The organism is Arthrobacter sp. StoSoilB5, from assembly GCF_019977235.1.
Lineage (GTDB): Bacteria > Actinomycetota > Actinomycetes > Actinomycetales > Micrococcaceae > Arthrobacter.
On the sequence record NZ_AP024646.1, the window covers coordinates 3,502,132 to 3,519,336 of the forward strand.

General features: G+C 60.8%; 12 protein-coding genes and 3 tRNA genes. 11 read left to right on the forward strand and 4 right to left on the reverse strand.

The features are described from left to right. Positions 1–24: 24 nt before the first annotated feature. From ilvN to ilvD, 3 genes are all read right to left on the reverse strand, one after another. Positions 25–537 carry an acetolactate synthase small subunit gene (gene ilvN / locus LDN75_RS15810; protein WP_216923893.1) on the reverse strand — a complete coding sequence of 171 codons (513 nt, stop codon included), beginning with the start codon at positions 535–537 and terminating at the stop codon, positions 25–27. Positions 538–539: 2 nt separating this feature from the next. Further along, a complete protein-coding gene (locus tag LDN75_RS15815) occupies positions 540–2,444 on the reverse strand; it encodes an acetolactate synthase large subunit (RefSeq protein ID WP_223933341.1) in 1,905 nt (634 codons plus the stop codon). A 345-nt stretch (positions 2,445–2,789) separates the two neighbouring features. Continuing rightward, positions 2,790–4,511, reverse strand: a complete 1,722-nt coding sequence (gene ilvD / locus LDN75_RS15820; protein ID WP_223933344.1) for a dihydroxy-acid dehydratase — start codon at positions 4,509–4,511, stop codon at positions 2,790–2,792. 229 nt (positions 4,512–4,740) lie between these two features. Here ilvD and LDN75_RS15825 point away from each other — a divergent pair, with 229 nt between their 5' ends. The 4 genes from LDN75_RS15825 to LDN75_RS15840 all read left to right on the forward strand — a co-directional run bounded on the left by LDN75_RS15825 (position 4,741) and on the right by LDN75_RS15840 (position 7,442). Continuing rightward, on the forward strand, positions 4,741–5,709 hold the full coding sequence (locus LDN75_RS15825; protein WP_223933345.1) for a hypothetical protein: 969 nt from the start codon (positions 4,741–4,743) through the stop codon (positions 5,707–5,709). A 142-nt stretch (positions 5,710–5,851) separates the two neighbouring features. After that, complete coding sequence (locus tag LDN75_RS15830) at positions 5,852–6,982, forward strand: PQQ-dependent sugar dehydrogenase (protein ID WP_223937605.1); 1,131 nt, start codon at positions 5,852–5,854, stop codon at positions 6,980–6,982. Positions 6,983–7,099: 117 nt separating this feature from the next. Beyond that, positions 7,100–7,175: transfer RNA gene (locus tag LDN75_RS15835), tRNA-Lys, on the forward strand. Positions 7,176–7,369: 194 nt separating this feature from the next. Beyond that, positions 7,370–7,442 (forward strand) — tRNA-Lys (locus LDN75_RS15840). Between the two features lie 68 nt (positions 7,443–7,510). Here LDN75_RS15840 and LDN75_RS15845 read toward each other — a convergent pair. Further along, positions 7,511–7,960, reverse strand: coding sequence for a MarR family transcriptional regulator (locus LDN75_RS15845; protein ID WP_346347144.1), 450 nt, complete (start codon positions 7,958–7,960; stop codon positions 7,511–7,513). A 94-nt stretch (positions 7,961–8,054) separates the two neighbouring features. Here LDN75_RS15845 and bcp point away from each other — a divergent pair, with 94 nt between their 5' ends. The 7 genes from bcp to LDN75_RS15880 all read left to right on the forward strand — a co-directional run bounded on the left by bcp (position 8,055) and on the right by LDN75_RS15880 (position 17,165). Further along, positions 8,055–8,528 (forward strand): thioredoxin-dependent thiol peroxidase, encoded by a 474-nt coding sequence (bcp, locus tag LDN75_RS15850; protein ID WP_223933347.1) that lies wholly within the window; start codon positions 8,055–8,057, stop codon positions 8,526–8,528. 62 nt (positions 8,529–8,590) lie between these two features. Then, positions 8,591–8,672: transfer RNA gene (locus tag LDN75_RS15855), tRNA-Leu, on the forward strand. 228 nt (positions 8,673–8,900) lie between these two features. Continuing rightward, entirely contained in the window at positions 8,901–10,568 is a 1,668-nt protein-coding gene (locus LDN75_RS15860) for an ABC transporter substrate-binding protein (RefSeq protein WP_223933349.1), read from the forward strand. A 79-nt stretch (positions 10,569–10,647) separates the two neighbouring features. Next, the gene (locus tag LDN75_RS15865; protein ID WP_223933351.1) at positions 10,648–12,153 is read left to right on the forward strand and encodes a malate:quinone oxidoreductase; all 1,506 of its coding nucleotides are present in this window, start codon (positions 10,648–10,650) and stop codon (positions 12,151–12,153) included. 65 nt (positions 12,154–12,218) lie between these two features. After that, positions 12,219–15,428 (forward strand): efflux RND transporter permease subunit, encoded by a 3,210-nt coding sequence (locus tag LDN75_RS15870; RefSeq protein ID WP_223933353.1) that lies wholly within the window; start codon positions 12,219–12,221, stop codon positions 15,426–15,428. 136 nt (positions 15,429–15,564) lie between these two features. Then, complete coding sequence (locus tag LDN75_RS15875; protein ID WP_223933355.1) at positions 15,565–16,689, forward strand: LLM class flavin-dependent oxidoreductase; 1,125 nt, start codon at positions 15,565–15,567, stop codon at positions 16,687–16,689. Next, complete coding sequence (locus LDN75_RS15880; protein ID WP_223933357.1) at positions 16,689–17,165, forward strand: MarR family winged helix-turn-helix transcriptional regulator; 477 nt, start codon at positions 16,689–16,691, stop codon at positions 17,163–17,165. The genes LDN75_RS15875 and LDN75_RS15880 overlap by 1 nt, the downstream gene beginning before the upstream one ends. Positions 17,166–17,205 lie beyond the last annotated feature (40 nt).

Below are 17,205 nucleotides of genomic sequence, written 5' to 3' on the forward strand. Positions count from 1 at the left end.
CTAACGCGGGCCTATGCCTGTTTCCTACGCGGAGCGGAGCGCCCTGTCACTCATGGAGCGGGATCCCCGTCCAACGGCCAGGGTGCCGGACTGCACGATTTCACGGATGCCGAACGGCTCGAGCACTGAGAGCAGTGCAGCAAGCTTCTCGGGGGTACCGGTTGCCTCGATCACCAACGAGTCTGTAGAGACGTCGACGACGGCGGCACGGAACAGGTCTGCAGCTTGGGTTACCTGCAGGCGTGTCGCGGCATCCGCACGTACCTTGACCAGGATGTGGTCGCGTTGTACGGAAGATTCGGAAGTCAGCTCAACAATCTTGATCACGTTGATCAACTTGTTGAGCTGCTTGGTGACCTGCTCGATGAGGTCGCCGTCGGCATCGACGACAACCGTCATGCGGGACATGCCGGGAACCTCGGTGGGCCCCACAGCCAGGGAGTTGATGTTGAATGCGCGCCGGGCGAAGAGGCTGGCTACGCGGGTCAGCACGCCGGGCTTGTCTTCGACCAGAACGGACAGTGTGTGGCGGCTCATGCCTAGTCCTCCTCTTCCCATTCCGGGGTCATGTTGCGGGCAACCTGGATCTGGTCATTGCTGACACCTGCGGGGACCATCGGCCACACCATTGAGTTGGGGCTGACAACGAAATCGATCACCACGGGGCGGTCGTTGATTTCAAGCGCCTTCTGGATGGTGGCATCGATGTCTTCGTCCCGCTCGCAACGCAATGCGGCACAACCGTAGGCGTCCGCCAGCTTCACGAAGTCCGGAATGCGGACGGTGTCATGGCCAGTGTTCAGGTCAGTGTTCGAGTAGCGGCCTTCGTAGAACAGTGTCTGCCATTGGCGGACCATGCCCAGCGAGGAGTTGTTGATGATGGCAACCTTGATGGGGATGTTGTTGATGGCGCACGTTGCCAGTTCCTGATTGGTCATCTGGAAGCAGCCGTCGCCGTCAATGGCCCAGACCACGCGGTCCGGTTCGCCAACCTTGGCACCCATCGCTGCAGGAACCGAGTATCCCATGGTTCCGGCTCCCCCGGAGTTCAGCCAGGCGTGGGGGCGCTCGTACTTGATGAACTGCGCAGCCCACATCTGGTGCTGGCCCACTCCGGCCACGTAGATACCTTCCGGACCTGTGAGCTCGCCAATGCGCTTGATGACGCGCTGCGGGGCCGACAATCCGTCCTCGGGCTCAGTCCAGCCCAAGGGGTAGGTGTCCCGCAGGTTGCCCAGGAACGCCCACCAGGCGTCAAGGTCGGGTGCGCCGCTTTGCTCAAACTGCGTCTTAACGGCCTCGGTCAGTTCAGGAATGATCTCCTTCACTGAACCAACAATGGGGACATCGGCAGTCCGGTTCTTGGAGATTTCCGCGGGATCGATGTCTGCGTGGATCACCTTGGCGAAAGGAGCGAACGTCTTCAACACACCCGTGACGCGGTCATCGAACCGGGCACCGAGGGTGATGAGGAGGTCTGCCTGCTGCAGGGCGGTGACTGCGGATACTGAACCGTGCATGCCCGGCATTCCAACATGGAGTGGATGCGAGTCAGGGAAGGCCCCGCGGGCCATCAGGGTAGTGACTACCGGCGCTCCGGTTGCCAGCGCCAGTTCCATGAGTTCTGCAGAGGCGTGTCCCTTGACCACACCGCCACCCACGTAGAGAACGGGCTTGCTGGAGGCAGCGATCAACTTTGCGGCTTCGCGGACTTGCTTGCTATGGCCACGGACCACGGGACGGTAGCCCGGCAAGTCCACCTTCGGAGGCCAAGAGAAGGTCATCTGGCCAACCTGGGCATCCTTGGCAATGTCCACGAGGACGGGTCCTGGACGGCCGGTGGAAGCAAGATGGAAAGCTTCTGCCATGACATGCGGGATGTCATTGGGGTCGGTCACCAGGAAGGAGTGCTTGGTGATGGGCATCGTGATGCCCACGATGTCCGCTTCCTGGAATGCGTCCGTACCAATGACGCCACTGGCGACCTGGCCGGTAATGGCCACCATCGGCACGGAGTCCATGTGGGCATCCATGATGGCGGTAACGAGGTTGGTGGCACCGGGTCCCGAGGTGGCGATGCAAACGCCAACCCGTCCGGTAACCATGGCGTAGCCTTGCGCGGCGTGGCCGGCTCCCTGTTCGTGACGGACCAGGATGTGATTCATGCTGGAGGCCATCAAGGGGTCGTAGGTGGGCAGGATCGCGCCACCGGGCAAACCGAAAATATCGTCCACGCCGAGTTCTTCGAGCGAACGGACAATTGCTTGCGAGCCGGTCATCACCGTTGGGGGTACAACGTTGTTCGGCCCAAGTACAGGAGAGAGAGGTGCAGCAGTGTCGACGACGACGGCTTCAGCCGTACGGTCGACCTTTTCCGGAGCCTTTGGGGCTCCAGCGGACTTTGCAGCCATCAGCGAGGGGCTGATCGGCGATCCTTTGCTCATCGGACTCTTCCTTAGTGGATCTTCAATTGATGGGTCTTGCTTCTTGGTACTGCTTCACTGCTTTGCGCATTGCACGCGGTCACACCGAGCGACCGCGGGTAATAAAAAAACCCCTCAGCCTTCCGGCTTTTCGAGGGGTTGCGCGTGACAGTTCGTTACCAGTCGGGCTAAGCCACGCGCTTGGTAAGTACGACGACGCCGACGGTAACGAATGAGATCATGCGTTCAGTGTTCCCTCTAAATGAGATACGTGTCAATTGACCACTATCGTATCTCACCATATGGACAGCGGTGTCCGCCCATCGGACTCCCCTGCCCAAAGGCAGGCGGAGTCCGAGGCAGGCATCACCCGCAGTAAGCGCCGGTCGAGGCGCTGTGGACCAACTTTGCGTACTTGGCCAGGACCCCCTTGGTGAACTTTGCCGGCAGCGGCTCCCAGCCGACCTTGCGGGCTTCAAGCTCAGATTCGTCCACCAGGAGGTCGAACGAACGTGCCGCGATGTCCACACGAATGCGGTCGCCGTCCTGGACGAAGGCGATGGGACCGCCGTCGACCGCTTCAGGCGCAACGTGGCCGATGCACAAACCGGTGGTACCGCCGGAGAAGCGCCCATCAGTCAGAAGCAGCACATCCTTGCCCAGGCCTGCGCCCTTGATGGCACCGGTAATCGCGAGCATTTCGCGCATGCCCGGACCGCCCTTTGGTCCTTCATAGCGGATGACCACGACGTCGCCCTTGTGGATCTCGCCATTGTCGAGTGCATTCAGGGCCCCTTGCTCGCGCTCGAAGACGCGGGCTGTGCCCTCAAAGACATCCGCGTCGAAGCCGGCGCTCTTCACCACGGCCCCTTCCGGAGCCATGGTGCCGTGAAGGATGGTGATGCCACCAGTCTTGTGGATGGGGTTGTCCAGTGCCCGGAGAATCTTGCCGTCGAGGTCCGGCGGGTTGATCGAGGCGAGGTTCTCCGCAAGCGTCTTGCCGGTGACGGTGAGGCAGTCACCGTGCAGCAGACCGGCGTCGAGCAGTGCCTTCATGATGACCGGAACGCCACCGATCCTGTCCACGTCAGTCATGACGTAGCGGCCGAACGGCTTGAGGTCGCCAAGGTGCGGGATCTTGTCACCGATACGGTTGAAATCGTCCAGCGTCAGTTCCACCTCGGCCTCGCGCGCGATAGCCAACAGGTGCAGCACCGCGTTGGTGGAACCACCGAAGGCCATGGTGACGGCGATGGCATTCTCGAAAGCCTTCTTCGTCATGATGTCGCGGGCGGTGATGCCCAGGCGGAGCAGGTTTACCACCGCTTCGCCGGACTTGCGTGCAAACTCATCACGACGGCGGTCGGCCGAGGGTGGGGCGGCTGAACCCGGAAGGGACATGCCCAGCGCCTCGCCAATGCAGGCCATGGTGTTCGCAGTGTACATACCGCCGCAAGCGCCTTCGCCCGGGCAAATTGCCTTTTCGATACGGTCAAGGTCTTCGCGGCTCATCTTGCCTGCGGCGCAGGCACCAACAGCCTCGAAGGCATCGATCAGGGTGACTTCCTTCTCGGAGCCGTCCTCAAGCTTGACCCAGCCGGGCATGATCGAGCCCGCGTAGAGGAAGACGCTGGCGAGGTCCAGCCGGGCGGCAGCCATCAGCATTCCGGGGAGGGATTTGTCGCAACCAGCCAGGAGGACAGAACCATCGATGCGCTCGGCCTGCATGACGGTCTCCACGGAGTCAGCAATGACTTCACGTGAGACCAAGGAGAAGTGCATGCCCTCGTGGCCCATGGAAATACCATCCGAGACGGAGATGGTGCCGAACTGCATGGGGAATCCACCGCCTGCGTGGACGCCTTCCTTGGCACCCTGGGCAAGACGGTTGAGGGAGAGGTTGCAAGGCGTAATTTCGTTCCAGGAACTGGCTACACCAATTTGCGGTTTGGCGAAATCGTCATCCCCCATCCCAACGGCACGGAACATACCACGCGCGGGCGCGGCGTGAATTCCGTCGGTTACGACCCTGCTGCGGGGCTTGATGTCCGGTTTGGTATCTGTCGCAATTTGGGTGGCGTCGCTCATGTTCCAAAGTCTATGTGTCCACGGCAGCGGCCTACGACGTAATCGGCCCGGGTTAAGCACCAAGAGAAGAATATTTCCTCTTCCCCGACGGAAAACCGGCCATTTCCACGAGAACACCAACTGCATCACAACCGGCGGTGGACCGCGCCTAAACGCTGGACACCCCATTAACAGCCACGTAACGTCGGAAATACCACTAACTGCACCCTGTGAGCAGAAGGGCCTCACCATGGACTGGTTGATTTGGGTCATTGTTATTGTGCTGATCGTCGCGATTGTTTGGTGGCTCCTGAGCCGCAACAACACCAGGAATTCACCTACTGCACCGTTAGGCGATACCCATAGCACCGGGACTCCGGGCCGGCCGGGCACCACCGCTCCCGCCGCCATGGAACCCAGCGACGCGATGCCCATGCCTGATACAGCTACGGCCGTGGCAGGCGTAGCAGGCTTGGCTGGCGTCACGAATATGGGGAAGGCAGCGGCCGAGGGCAGCGGCCCCACCGAATCCAGTATGGAATCACGCGTAGAAGCAGAAGCACACGCCGGACCACCCGTGGACGAACCTGTCATTGAAACGCCTGAGGTGGAGGAGCCCGTAGTCGACGAACCGGTGGTGGATTCGGACGCACAGGTCACAGCCGGGGACGTCGATGACTGGGAGGCTGCCGGGACGCCGCCATCCGCACCCATGGTGGCGGAGCCCACTGTTTCCGAGCCCGCCATTTCCGATCCCGCTGTTGCCGAACCCGCGGACGGGGTCACAGCGGATGACGTAACGCGTGCCGATGACACGTCAAAAATGGATGAGGCACGAGACAGTGCCGCAGACAAGGCAGAGTGGGAATCCTCGTGGACCGATGCAGGCGGAACCCCGATTCACCATCACGAATATACAGACCCGCACTCGGCCACGCTGGCTGGTGCCGAGACCGCGGCCTCTGAAATGGCCGACGACGATTCAACCGCCCCAACAGGCCATCTGGCCGCGGAGCATCCATACGGGGTTGGCTCCGCAGGAGCCGCAGCGGACGGCAGTGGCCCCGATGGCTATCCAGTCAAGGCCGATGCCGCGACCATGACCTATCACGATGAAGATACCGCCGGCTACGACGAAGCCAGCGCCGATGTCTGGTTTGAATCGGCCGCACACGCGGAAGCGGCCGGATTCCGCCCCCCGCCGCGCAACAGGCACTAAACCGGACAGGCACTAAACCGGACAATTACTGATTCAGTTTCGGGGATCGTTCGCGGGAGAGCGCGATATGGACAGGCTTCCAGGAGAGGCAGGCGGCCGGCTTGCTGCCGGTTTCTGCCGGGTACCTGCCAGTGGTGCAGTAATGCCGGTTCGTGCCGTAGCGCTTCTACTGCCGGTATTTCTTCTGGCAGCTTGCACGGGTAGTCCGTCATCACCCGGGCCGGCAGCCACGCCTGATGGCCCCATCAGTTCCAGCGTCTCCGTATCGCCGGGGACTGGGACCGGATCGGCGTCGGCGCCAGCTGTTCCAGGAAAACTGGACGTACAGCAAAAGCTCGACGTCGGTCTACAGCTGCCGTGGTCCGTCGTCTTCCTGCCGGACGGCACAGCGGTGATATCCGAACGTGATTCGGCCCAGGTCAAGAGCATTCGTGATGGCCGGGCTACAACCATGGGCGAGGTTGCCGGCGTCGAACCTGGTGGTGAAGGCGGGCTGCTGGGCCTTGCACTGTCTCCTGGGTTCACCACCGACCGTTGGCTCTACGCCTATTTCACGTCAGCCACCGACAACCGGATCGCCAGAATGCGCTTGTCGGAAGAGCCAGGAGGCAAGTTGATCCTGGGCGGCCCTGAAGTGGTCTTTTCCGGAATATCGAAGGCTTCAACCCACAACGGCGGGCGGATCCGCTTCGGCCCTGACGGGTTCCTTTACGTAGGCACCGGCGATTCGCAGCGACGGGAACAACCCCAGGATACGAACGCCTTGGGCGGGAAGATCCTCCGCCTAACTCCCGAAGGACGCCCCGCTCCGGGCAACCCGTTCGGCGACAACCCCGTCTATAGCTATGGACACCGGAACGTTCAGGGTTTGGCATGGGACAGTGAAGGGAGGTTGTGGGCCAGCGAGTTTGGTCCGGACGTGGACGACGAATTGAACCTGATCACCCCTGGCGGTAACTACGGTTGGCCCACCGTGACAGGCGCCCCGGGCCGGAACGGCCTCATTGACGCCAAAGTTGTGTGGCCTTCAACCGCTGACGCGTCGCCCAGCGGATTGGAAATTGCCGACGGCATGGCCTACACCGGAGCCCTTCGTGGCCAACGGCTTTGGGCCGTGCCGCTCAACGGCGACAAAGCCGGTACACCTGTGGCTTACTTCACAGGCGAGTACGGCCGGCTGAGGGACGTCGCCAGGGCTCCTGATGGGACGTTGTGGGTCCTCAGCAACAACAGAAACCCTGATTTTGCGCTGATTTTGCGGCCCCACCCGTGAAGCAACAAGCCTCGGCGCCGCCGATTTCCCTCATCCGCTGAAGTCGTGTAGAGTTACTTGTCGTTGCGGAGATCGCCGAGGGAAACAAAGCCATCGGGTTGGTCGAAATCAACAGCTGCACCTCTAGCTCAACTGGCAGAGCAATTGACTCTTAATCAATGGGTTCCGGGTTCGAGTCCCGGGGGGTGCACCAAGGAAAGGCCTTGGAGTGATATTCACTCCAAGGCCTTTTTTCGTTGCCTTTGTCCTGCTCGAACACCACTCTTCGTGCAATACATCATGCTGGAATAATTCTGGTTAGTCACCGGCAAAAAGTGGTGTAGAGTTATCTGTCGTTGCGGACGTCAATGGGGAATATGATTCCCTGGATTGACCGAATCAATAGCTGCACCTCTAGCTCAACTGGCAGAGCAATTGACTCTTAATCAATGGGTTCCGGGTTCGAGTCCCGGGGGGTGCACAGAAAGGAAAGGCTCCGGATCGTTGCGACGATCCGGAGCCTTTCTGCTTCCTCGGGCGGGTCGGCCCTCAGGCCGGAGGGTTGGAGTCCCCTGCCGGGCGGTCAAGCGCGGGTATCCCGGCAAGTCCCCGTACCACGGTCCTAAGTTCCTCCCGCAGCCGGGCGGTATCTACCTCAACCGGTGCGAGCACGTCCTGCTCAAGTCGCACCGCTTCGGCCAAAGCTGCGGAGCCTGCGTCTGTAAGCGTCACAACGTGGCTGCGACGATCCGAATCGCTTCGCTGACGGCTCACGTGTCCATGCAGTTCAAGCCTTGCAAGTGTGGTGCCCATGGTCTGCGCCTTGACCCTTGCAACTTCAGCCAACGCCGCCTGCGTGATGGGCCCCTTCGCAGCAAGGACTTCCATGGCGATAACGCCGGCATGCGTCAGTCCGATGTTCTTCAATTTTTCATTCCACGAGATTTCCACGAGTCGCGCTGCCGTTGATAGCAATCGCGTGGTGGGCCATCTCTCCATATCTGGCATGCCGCCAGTATATGCGCGCGGCACGTGTTGCCGTTGCTTCTGGCCACTAAGCTGGGGAGTCGCGAACGTTAGCAAGGAGCAAATTATGGCAGAACGTCTTATTCCGGGTGATGTAGCTCCGGACTTCACACTTCGGGACCAAGATGGCAACGACGTCAATCTTTCGGACTTCCGTGGACGAAAGACCATTGTCTACTTTTATCCAGCAGCATCTACGCCAGGCTGCACCAAGGAAGCGTGTGATTTCCGGGACAGCCTCGCGTCCCTCCAGGCTGCAGGCTACGAAGTAGTGGGAGTTTCTCCCGATTCCATCAAGGCACTGGCCAAGTTCGCGGGCGAAGAACAACTGACATTCCCCGTGCTCTCGGACGAAGACCACTCGGTAGCCGACGCCTACGGCGCCTGGGGCGAGAAAAAGAATTACGGCCGCACCTACATGGGCCTGATCCGTTCCACGATCGTGGTGGATCCGGACGGAAAGGTCCACTTGGCCCAATACAACGTCCGGGCAACAGGCCACGTCGCCAAGCTCCGCCGCGACCTCAAACTGGACAAGTAGCGGGTACACTGGAGGCCGGAAGAAGGCTCCGGTCAGCCCATGGGCAGTCCAGTGGCCAGCCAGCGCGAGTGGTGAAATTGGCAGACACGCAGGATTTAGGTTCCTGTGCCTTCGGGCGTGGGGGTTCAAGTCCCCCCTTGCGCACAGTGGTTCGAGCAACACAGCAGTAACGCAGTGGTTAAGAGCCACGGATTCTGAAACACCCCCGGTTCGCTGAGCGGTTCATGCGGACCCGGGGTGTTTTTCCTCAAGCAGACGGGGACCACGCCCCGCACAACACGCCCGAACGGGCACTGAGGGCGTTCAACTAGACTGGAATGCGGTCTGGCCGAAGCCGGCCACAGCACTTCCGACCGGCTTGAGGGGACAAGAGTGGCAAGCAGCAAGATACGGCGGCTGGGAAAAATGTTCACGGCAGTCGCCGTGACCCTGGGCCTGGCATCGTGTACCGGAACGCCGGGCCCTGCAGCGTCCTCATCAGCAAGCAGCACGGCGGTTGCGGAGCCGACGGCCACCTTCAACTTCGGCACGGCGTCCATGCCGTTGGGGCTCGACCCTGCGATGACAGCGGATTCTGAGTCATACCGCATCACTCGTCAGGTCCTTGAGGGGCTGGTGGGCGTGGACGGCACAACCGGTCAAACCACTCCACTGCTCGCCACGGAATGGAAAGACAGCAACAACGGGCTGAGTTACGACTTCAAGCTCCGTGAAAAAGTGACCTTCCATGATGGAACGCCGTTCGATGCTGCCGCCGTCTGCGCCAACTTCAACCGCTGGTTTACCTTTCCCGCGGACCTGAGGAAACAAGCGCCGGGGATCTCTTTCCAAAGCGTCTTCAAGGCGTATTCGGACGAGCCGGTGTTTTCGATTTTCAAGGACTGCAAGGTGCTTTCCGCCAGCAACGTCCAGATCAACCTCACCCGACCCTTCACGGGCTTCCTGCAGGCGCTGACGCTCCCCGCCTTTGCGATGTCCTCCCCCACGGCTTTGGAAGGACAGAAGGCCAACGTCCTGGACAAGGTGCAGAATGGCCAGGCGGTCTCGGCCTACGCCAGCCATCCAGTGGGGACAGGTCCTTACGTTTTCAGCACCTGGGACGAACACAAGATAACGTTGGCCACCTATAAGGGCTACTGGGGCAATAGGGGCCAAATCGGCACCATCAACTTCGTCCCTTACGACCACGCTGAAACGCGGCAGCAAGCGCTCCTGGACGGCAAGATCGACGCCTACGATCTTGTGACTTCCGGCACCTTTGACCAACTCGTAAAAAAGGGCGTCCAGATCATCCAGCGTGACCCGTTCTCCGTGATGTACCTGGGCATGAACCAAGCGGTGGCACCCTTGGACAAGTTGGAGGTCCGCCAAGCTATCGAGATGGCAATCGACAAGGAATCACTGATCCGCAGGTTCTTCATCGACAACACGGCGCAAGCTTCACAATTTGTTCCCCCGAAGCTCAGTGGTTTCAACAACAATGCTCCTTCCTTGGGTTACAACCCGGAGAAGGCGAAGGAGCTTCTGGAGAAGGCCGGCTACAAGGGCGAGGAACTGAAGTTCTACTATCCGCGGAACGCCACCCGGGCGTATATGCCCACGCCGGAGAAGATCTACGCCGAGATCAGTCGCGAGCTCGTTGCTGTAGGCATCAACATCAAGCCGGTCCCCGTGGATTGGGAGGACGGCTATCTGCAAAAGGTACAGTCCCCTGGCGACCACGCGCTTCACCTGCTCGGCTGGAATGGCTCCTACGCGGATGCTGACAACTTCCTGGGGCCCCTTTTCGGAGAGGCCAGGGGTGAGTTCGGCTATACGGATTCGGAAGTCTTCCATAAGATCGAGCGGGCCCGCGCCCTGCCCAATGGTGATGAACGGAATACCCAGTACCAGTCCATCAATGCCGAGATCGCGGCGTCGGTGCCCGCCGTGCCGATAGCCTTCCCTATCTCTGCCTTGGCCCTGTCCGACAAGGTGGAAAGCTACCCCGCTTCACCAGTCCTCAACGAAGTTTTCACAAACGTCCGCCTAAAGCCTTGACGATTCCCCGCAATTTCAGTATTGCGTCTGCCCGGGGATATTCTGTGACAGCCAGTGCCGCCGCTAACGGAGATTGATCGTGACCTTCATTTCCAAGACTCAACATGCCGACGTCGTCCTTATTGGCGGCGGAATCATGAGTGCCACCCTTGGTGCGTTCATCAAGCAACTCGAACCCACCTGGACCATCTCCCTCTTTGAACGACTCGACGAAGCGGGACTCGAAAGCTCCGGACCATGGAACAACGCCGGCACCGGACATGCTGCGCTGTGTGAGCTTAACTACTCCCCCGCAGCCAAGGACGGATCCGTGGATCCTTCCAAGGCCATCCACATCAACGAACAGTTCCAACTGTCCCGCCAGTTCTGGTCCCATTTGGTGGACAGCAATGTTATTGGCTCTCCCAAGGGCTTCATCAACACTGTTCCGCACATGAGCTTTGTCATTGGCGATGATCACGCGAACTTCCTGAAGACACGGTACGAGGCCCTCAAGCCCAACACGCTGTTCCGCAGCATGGAATACACCGAGGACCAGGACAAGATCGCCAAGTGGGCTCCGCTCATCGTCAAGGGCCGGGACCGCAAGCAGCGCGTTGCAGCCACCCGCGCGGCGGAAGGCACCGACGTCGATTTCGGCGCACTAACCCGTGAGCTGACCGGCTACCTGCAGGCCACCGGCGCCGAGGTCAACTTTGGCCACGACGTCACCAACATCCACCGTGCGGCAGGCGGCGGATGGGACCTTTCCCTTAAGCACCCCAAATCTGGTGAGCATGGCCGCATCCACGCCAAGTTCGTCTTTGTGGGTGCCGGTGGTGGCGCACTCCACCTGCTTCAAGCCTCGGGAATCCCGGAAAGCAAAGGCTATGGCGGCTTCCCCGTCTCCGGCCAGTTCTTCCGCTGCACAGACCAGTCCATCACCTCCCAGCACAGCGCCAAGGTCTACGGCCAGGCATCTGTTGGCGCCCCGCCCATGTCCGTACCCCACCTGGACACGCGGTTCGTTGAGGGCAAACGCTCCCTCCTCTTTGGACCGTATGCCGGTTTCTCCACGAACTTCCTGAAGACCTCCAGCTACCTGGACCTCCCGCTGTCCATCCGCCCGGGGAACATCATTCCCATGCTGGCAGTGGCCAAGGACAATATGGACCTCACGGCGTACCTCATCAAGGAGGTGGCCAAGCGCCACGAAGCGAAGGTGGAATCCCTGCGCGAGTACTACCCCGAGGCTGTGGGCGGTGACTGGGAGCTGATCACTGCAGGCCAACGTGTCCAGATCATCAAGAAGCACCCGCAAAAGGGTGGCATCCTGCAGTTCGGCACCGAGGTCATTGCGTCCCGCGATGGTTCCATCGGCGCGCTGCTGGGAGCGTCCCCGGGAGCTTCCACCGCGGTCCCGATCATGATTGAACTGCTGCAGAAGACGTTCCCCAAGAACTTCAAGGGCTGGCAGTCCAAGCTCAAGGACATGATGCCGGGCTATGGCGTGAAGCTTAACGAGAACCCTGAACTTGCCGCGGAGCTTGAGGCAAGCACTGCACGGTCGCTGCAGCTGGAAGTGGCCAACGCCCTCCAGAGCTAGGCCCGCCGGGGCTGCGGCCGGTTCCCGTCAGCCGAATTATTCCGTAGATCTCAGGAGACTATGCAATGTTCCGCCTGGCCACGCTGTCCCTGGGAAACCGTGCCCTGATCGCGCTGATCACCGTCTTTGCGGCGGTGTTCGGCGTGATCACCATGGGCTCGCTCAAACAGGAACTCATTCCGTCGATCGAGTTTCCGCAGATCACAGTTATCACGTCCATGCCGGGCGCTTCTCCCGAAGTAGTGGACAAACAGCTCAGCAGGCCACTTGAGACGGCCCTGAACAGCGTTGAGGGACTCGAGTCCACTACCTCAACGTCCCGCAATGGTGTTTCGCAGATCACCATGGTGTTCACGTACGGCTCCAACCTTGACCGTGCACGCAACCAGATCGACCGCGCGATTTCCAACGCCAAACGCGTGCTTCCGGCGGACGTGGAGCCTCAGTCCATTGCGGGCAACATTAGCGACTTTCCCATCGTGTTCCTCGCCGTTTCCTCGGATAAACCGCTGAGCGAACTTAATGCCGACCTCCAGCGCTTGAGCATCCCCCGGCTGCAGAAGATTGACGGTGTCCGCGGCGCCGACCTGACTGGCGGCGCCAAGCAACACATCCTGATCCAGCCCCGCCCCGCCGATCTTGCGGCCAAAGGCGCATCCGTCCAGTCCATCAGCAGCACGCTGAAGAACAACGGAACGCTGGTTCCCGTGGGAACCATTGAGGACCAGGGCAAATCCCTGTCGCTTCAGCTCGGCAGCCCGGTTGATTCCCTCGACGTCATCAAAGGCTTACCGCTATCGGGCGCAAAGGATTCGGCAACCATCGGAACTGTGGCCGATGTCAGCATCGAGGACGATGCCGCCACCTCCATCACGCGCACGAATGGCAAGCCATCGCTGGCAATATCCGTCACCAAGAAGCCCGAAGGCGACACCGTGGCGATCTCGCATGCGGTCCGCGCTGCCATAGCACCGATGGAAGCCGAGCTGGGCAACAACACTGTCTTCACTCCTGCCTTCGATCAAGCTCCTTTCATTGAAAAGTCCATCACGGACCTCACTACCGAAGGCCTCCTCGGACTGGGATTCGCAGTCGCCGTCATCTTGGTCTTCCTCATGTCCGTCCGCTCCACGCTGGTTACCGCCGTATCCATCCCGCTATCCCTGCTGATCACCTTCATCGGCATTTCGGCCACGGGCTACTCCTTGAACATCCTCACGCTGGGCGCACTCACCATTGCAATCGGCCGTGTTGTTGACGACTCGATTGTGGTTATCGAGAACATCAAGCGCCACTTGAGCTACGGCGAGCACAAGCTGACCGCCATCATCACGTCAATCCGCGAGGTGGCCGGCGCCATTACGGCGTCCACCCTCACCACGGTGGCGGTCTTCCTGCCCATAGCGTTCGTGGGCGACCTGGCCGGCGAGTTGTTCCGACCCTTCGCCCTGACGGTAACCATCGCCCTGTTGTCTTCCCTCCTGGTTTCCCTCACGATCGTTCCCGTCCTGGCCTACTGGTTCCTGTCTTCCCCCCGCAACGGTGCGGAGGCAACAAACAAGGACACTGCCGAGAAGGCTCGCGAAGCGGAAAAGCGGAGCCTGCTCCAGCGCGGCTATTTGCCAATTCTCGCGAAGACGCAGAAGCACCCCGTGATGACCCTGTCTGCAGCAGCCTTGGTGCTAGCAGCAACAGCCGCTGTCTCGCCCCTGCTTGCCACGGACCTTCTGGGACGCTCGGGCGAGAACAGCATGACCGTGCGCCAGGTCCTACCAGCCGGAACAAGTCTGCAGGCCGCCAGCGATGAGGCTAAGAAGATCGAGGAAATCCTCCGCGGCGTGAATGGCATCAAGGACTTCCAAGTAACCTCCGGCAATGCCCAGACTGGTTTCGCCGCGCTGACTTCCACGGGTTCCTCCAACTCGACCTTCACGATTGTCACGGACGAAAAAGTAGACCAGAAGAAGCTCCAGGACGACGTCCGGTCCAAACTTACGGGAGCTGCAGGAAAAATAACCGTGGGCTCCCAGCAGGGCGGTTTTGGCACCTCCTCCACTGTGGACGTCACCATCAAGGCCGCAAATTCCGCTGATCTCCAGTCCGCCAGTGATGCCATGGTCAATGCCATGCAGGGCGTACCAGGCAGTACCGAGGTGTCCACCAACCTCGCCGCAAACCAGCCTGTCGTCCAAGTGCGCGTGGATCGTTCAAAGGCAGTGGCGGCTGGACTGACAGAGGAACAAGTGGGCGGCTTCCTGGCGTCCACCGTGAGCCCGGTCCCGGCAGGTACGGTACGCATCGAGACCAACGACTACCCGGTCCAGATTGGAAAGGGAACGCGCTTTACCAGCATCGCGGCGGTACGTGCACTGCCACTTCCGACGGCGCGTGGTCCAGTAACGCTTGAAAGTATCGCCACCGTCGAACAAGTGGACACGCCCGTGTCCATCACGAGCAGCAACGGCCAGCGGACCGCAAAGGTGACCGTCACGCCGTCGGGGTCCAACCTGGGCAGCGTCAGCACCGAGGTGCAGAAGCGGTTGGCGTCCGTCGAATTGCCTGCCGGCGTCACTGCCACGATCGGTGGTGCCACCACGCAGCAGGCAGAATCGTTCCGACAACTTGGCCTGGCTCTCCTGGCCGCGATCGCGATCGTCTACGTGATTATGGTTGCCGCCTTCAAATCGCTGGTGCAGCCCCTGATCCTGCTGGTTTCTGTTCCGTTCGCCGCCACTGGAGCCGTGGGCTTGCTGCTGGCCACCGGTGTCCCTCTAGGGTTGCCGTCGCTCATTGGCATGCTGATGCTGGTTGGCATTGTGGTCACCAATGCAATTGTGCTCATCGACCTCATCAATCAATACCGTAAGCCGCACAACGGCGCGGCGGGCATGAGCGTGGCCGATGCCATCACCCACGGCGCCCGCCAGCGCCTGCGCCCCATCCTGATGACGGCGTTGGCCACGGTGTTCGCGCTGACTCCGATGGCCCTGGGGCTCACTGGTGGTGGTGGTTTCATTTCGCAGCCGCTGGCAATCGTGGTGATCGGTGGCCTGGTCTCCTCGACGGCGCTAACACTCATCCTTGTCCCCGTCCTTTACAAGCTGGTGGAGGGACGCCGGGAGAAGAATCAACTCCTGAAGCAGTTGCGGCAGCGCCCCGACGTAACGCCAGGTAAAGGAAATGGCGCGACCGGGACAGATGACTTTGTCGATTGGACCACTGGAATGGTGCCCCGCGTGACGGGACGCCGGGCGGCGAACAACCCCGCGGAGTAGAGCCGCATCACAGCCAACAGGGCCGGGAACAATTCCCGGCCCTGTCCTGTTACAGGCAGTGATACATGCAAATGCATCTAGTTTGGGATACACTGTTTACAGAGCCCGGGACCACGGGCAGGGAGAAAGGCACATCATGCAGATCGGCGTATTCAGCGTCAGCGACATCACCACTGACCCCACCACAGGCCGTACCCCCACGGAAAACGAACGCATCAAGGCTTCCGTGGCCATCGCCAAGAAAGTCGAAGAGATCGGCATGGATGTCTATGCCTTGGGCGAGCACCACAACCGCCCCTTCTTCTCTTCCTCCCCCACCACCACCCTCGCCTACATCGCGGCCCAAACCGAACGCATCACACTTTCGACGGCCACCACGCTGATCACAACGAACGATCCCGTGAAGATCGCCGAGGACTTCGCGATGCTCCAACACCTCTCCGATGGCAGGGTTGACTTGGTGCTTGGTCGCGGCAACACGGCTCCCGTGTACCCCTGGTTCGGAAAGAACATCCAGGACGGCATCGAGCTCGCGATCGAAAACTACAGCCTGCTCCGTAAGCTGTGGGATGAGGATACGGTCAATTGGTCCGGCAAGTTCCGCACACCCCTGCAGAACTTCACGTCTACACCGCGCCCTCTGGACGGCGTTGCCCCCTTCGTCTGGCACGGATCCATCCGTACGCCGCAGATCGCTGAAGTAGCTGCCTACTACGGCGACGGTTTCTTCGCCAACAACATCTTCTGGCCCAAGGAGCACTACCAGCAGCTGATCGGCCTTTACCGCGAGCGCTACGAGCACTACGGGCACGGCACGGCAGACCAGGCAATCGTGGGCTTGGGTGGCCAGTTCTTCATGAGGAAGAATTCCCAGGACGCCGTCAAGGAGTTCCGCCCCTACTTCGACAACGCACCGGTGTACGGCCACGGACCTTCGCTGGAGGACTTCACCTCACAAACGCCCCTGACCGTGGGCAGCCCGCAGGAAGTCATCGAGAAGACGCTCACCTTCCGTGAGTTCTTCGGCGACTACCAGCGGCAGTTGTTCCTGATCGATCACGCAGGCCTGCCCCTGAAGACCGTCCTGGAGCAGCTGGACCTCTTCGGTGAGGAAGTCCTCCCCGTGCTGCGCAAGGAATACGCTGCCCTGAAGCCGGCCCACGTGCCGGACGCGCCGACCCACGCTTCCCGCGTTGCCGCGGCCATGGAAGCCAGCGTCAACGAGTCCGCTCCAGCTGGGGCCCCGGGTCAGGAGGCCTGATGTCCAGCCCCTCGGCGTCCTCCGCCGTTCGCCTCGCCGCCGAAACCTGGGAGTCCTTGTTCCGTTCCCAGGTGGCGGTGATGCGGAAGCTTCAGTCAGGTCCTGCGTTCAAGTCCCTGCCTCTCAAAGAGTATGACGTCCTTTTCACGCTCTCCCGTTGCCCTTCGGGCCAGCTGCGCTTGAACGAGATTAATGACAAAGTGCTGCTGAGCCAATCCAGCCTGAGCCGTTTGGTGGACCGCCTGGAGAAGCGCGGTTTGGTGGAGCGGACAACAGCCCCCGACGACGGTCGTGGAGTACTGCTGTCCCTGACCGAATCAGGCAGTGAGCTGCAGAAAACAATCGGTCGGGAACACGTGCGGGACATTGCCCAGCTCGTCGGACCCGCACTTACGGTCGAGGAGCAGCGGGAGCTGTTGCGGCTGACGGAGAAACTGCGGGCTTCGGTGGCAGGACACCAAGCCGCGCACGGGTAGGCTTGCCGGGTTTGAAGACGGGCGGGTACGGGAAGACGGC

Bases quoted from the DNA above. Each gene is read 5' to 3' on its own strand.
- ilvN (WP_216923893.1), bottom strand. From the start codon at position 537: ATGAGCCGCCACACACTGTCCGTTCTGGTCGAAGACAAGCCCGGCGTG.
- LDN75_RS15815 (WP_223933341.1), bottom strand. From the start codon at position 2,444: ATGAGCAAAGGATCGCCGATCAGCCCCTCGCTGATGGCTGCAAAGTCC.
- ilvD (WP_223933344.1), bottom strand. From the start codon at position 4,511: ATGAGCGACGCCACCCAAATTGCGACAGATACCAAACCGGACATCAAG.
- LDN75_RS15825 (WP_223933345.1), top strand. From the start codon at position 4,741: ATGGACTGGTTGATTTGGGTCATTGTTATTGTGCTGATCGTCGCGATT.
- LDN75_RS15830 (WP_223937605.1), top strand. From the start codon at position 5,852: ATGCCGGTTCGTGCCGTAGCGCTTCTACTGCCGGTATTTCTTCTGGCA.
- LDN75_RS15845 (WP_346347144.1), bottom strand. From the start codon at position 7,960: ATGGAGAGATGGCCCACCACGCGATTGCTATCAACGGCAGCGCGACTC.
- bcp (WP_223933347.1), top strand. From the start codon at position 8,055: ATGGCAGAACGTCTTATTCCGGGTGATGTAGCTCCGGACTTCACACTT.
- LDN75_RS15870 (WP_223933353.1), top strand. From the start codon at position 12,219: ATGTTCCGCCTGGCCACGCTGTCCCTGGGAAACCGTGCCCTGATCGCG.
- LDN75_RS15875 (WP_223933355.1), top strand. From the start codon at position 15,565: ATGCAGATCGGCGTATTCAGCGTCAGCGACATCACCACTGACCCCACC.
- LDN75_RS15880 (WP_223933357.1), top strand. From the start codon at position 16,689: ATGTCCAGCCCCTCGGCGTCCTCCGCCGTTCGCCTCGCCGCCGAAACC.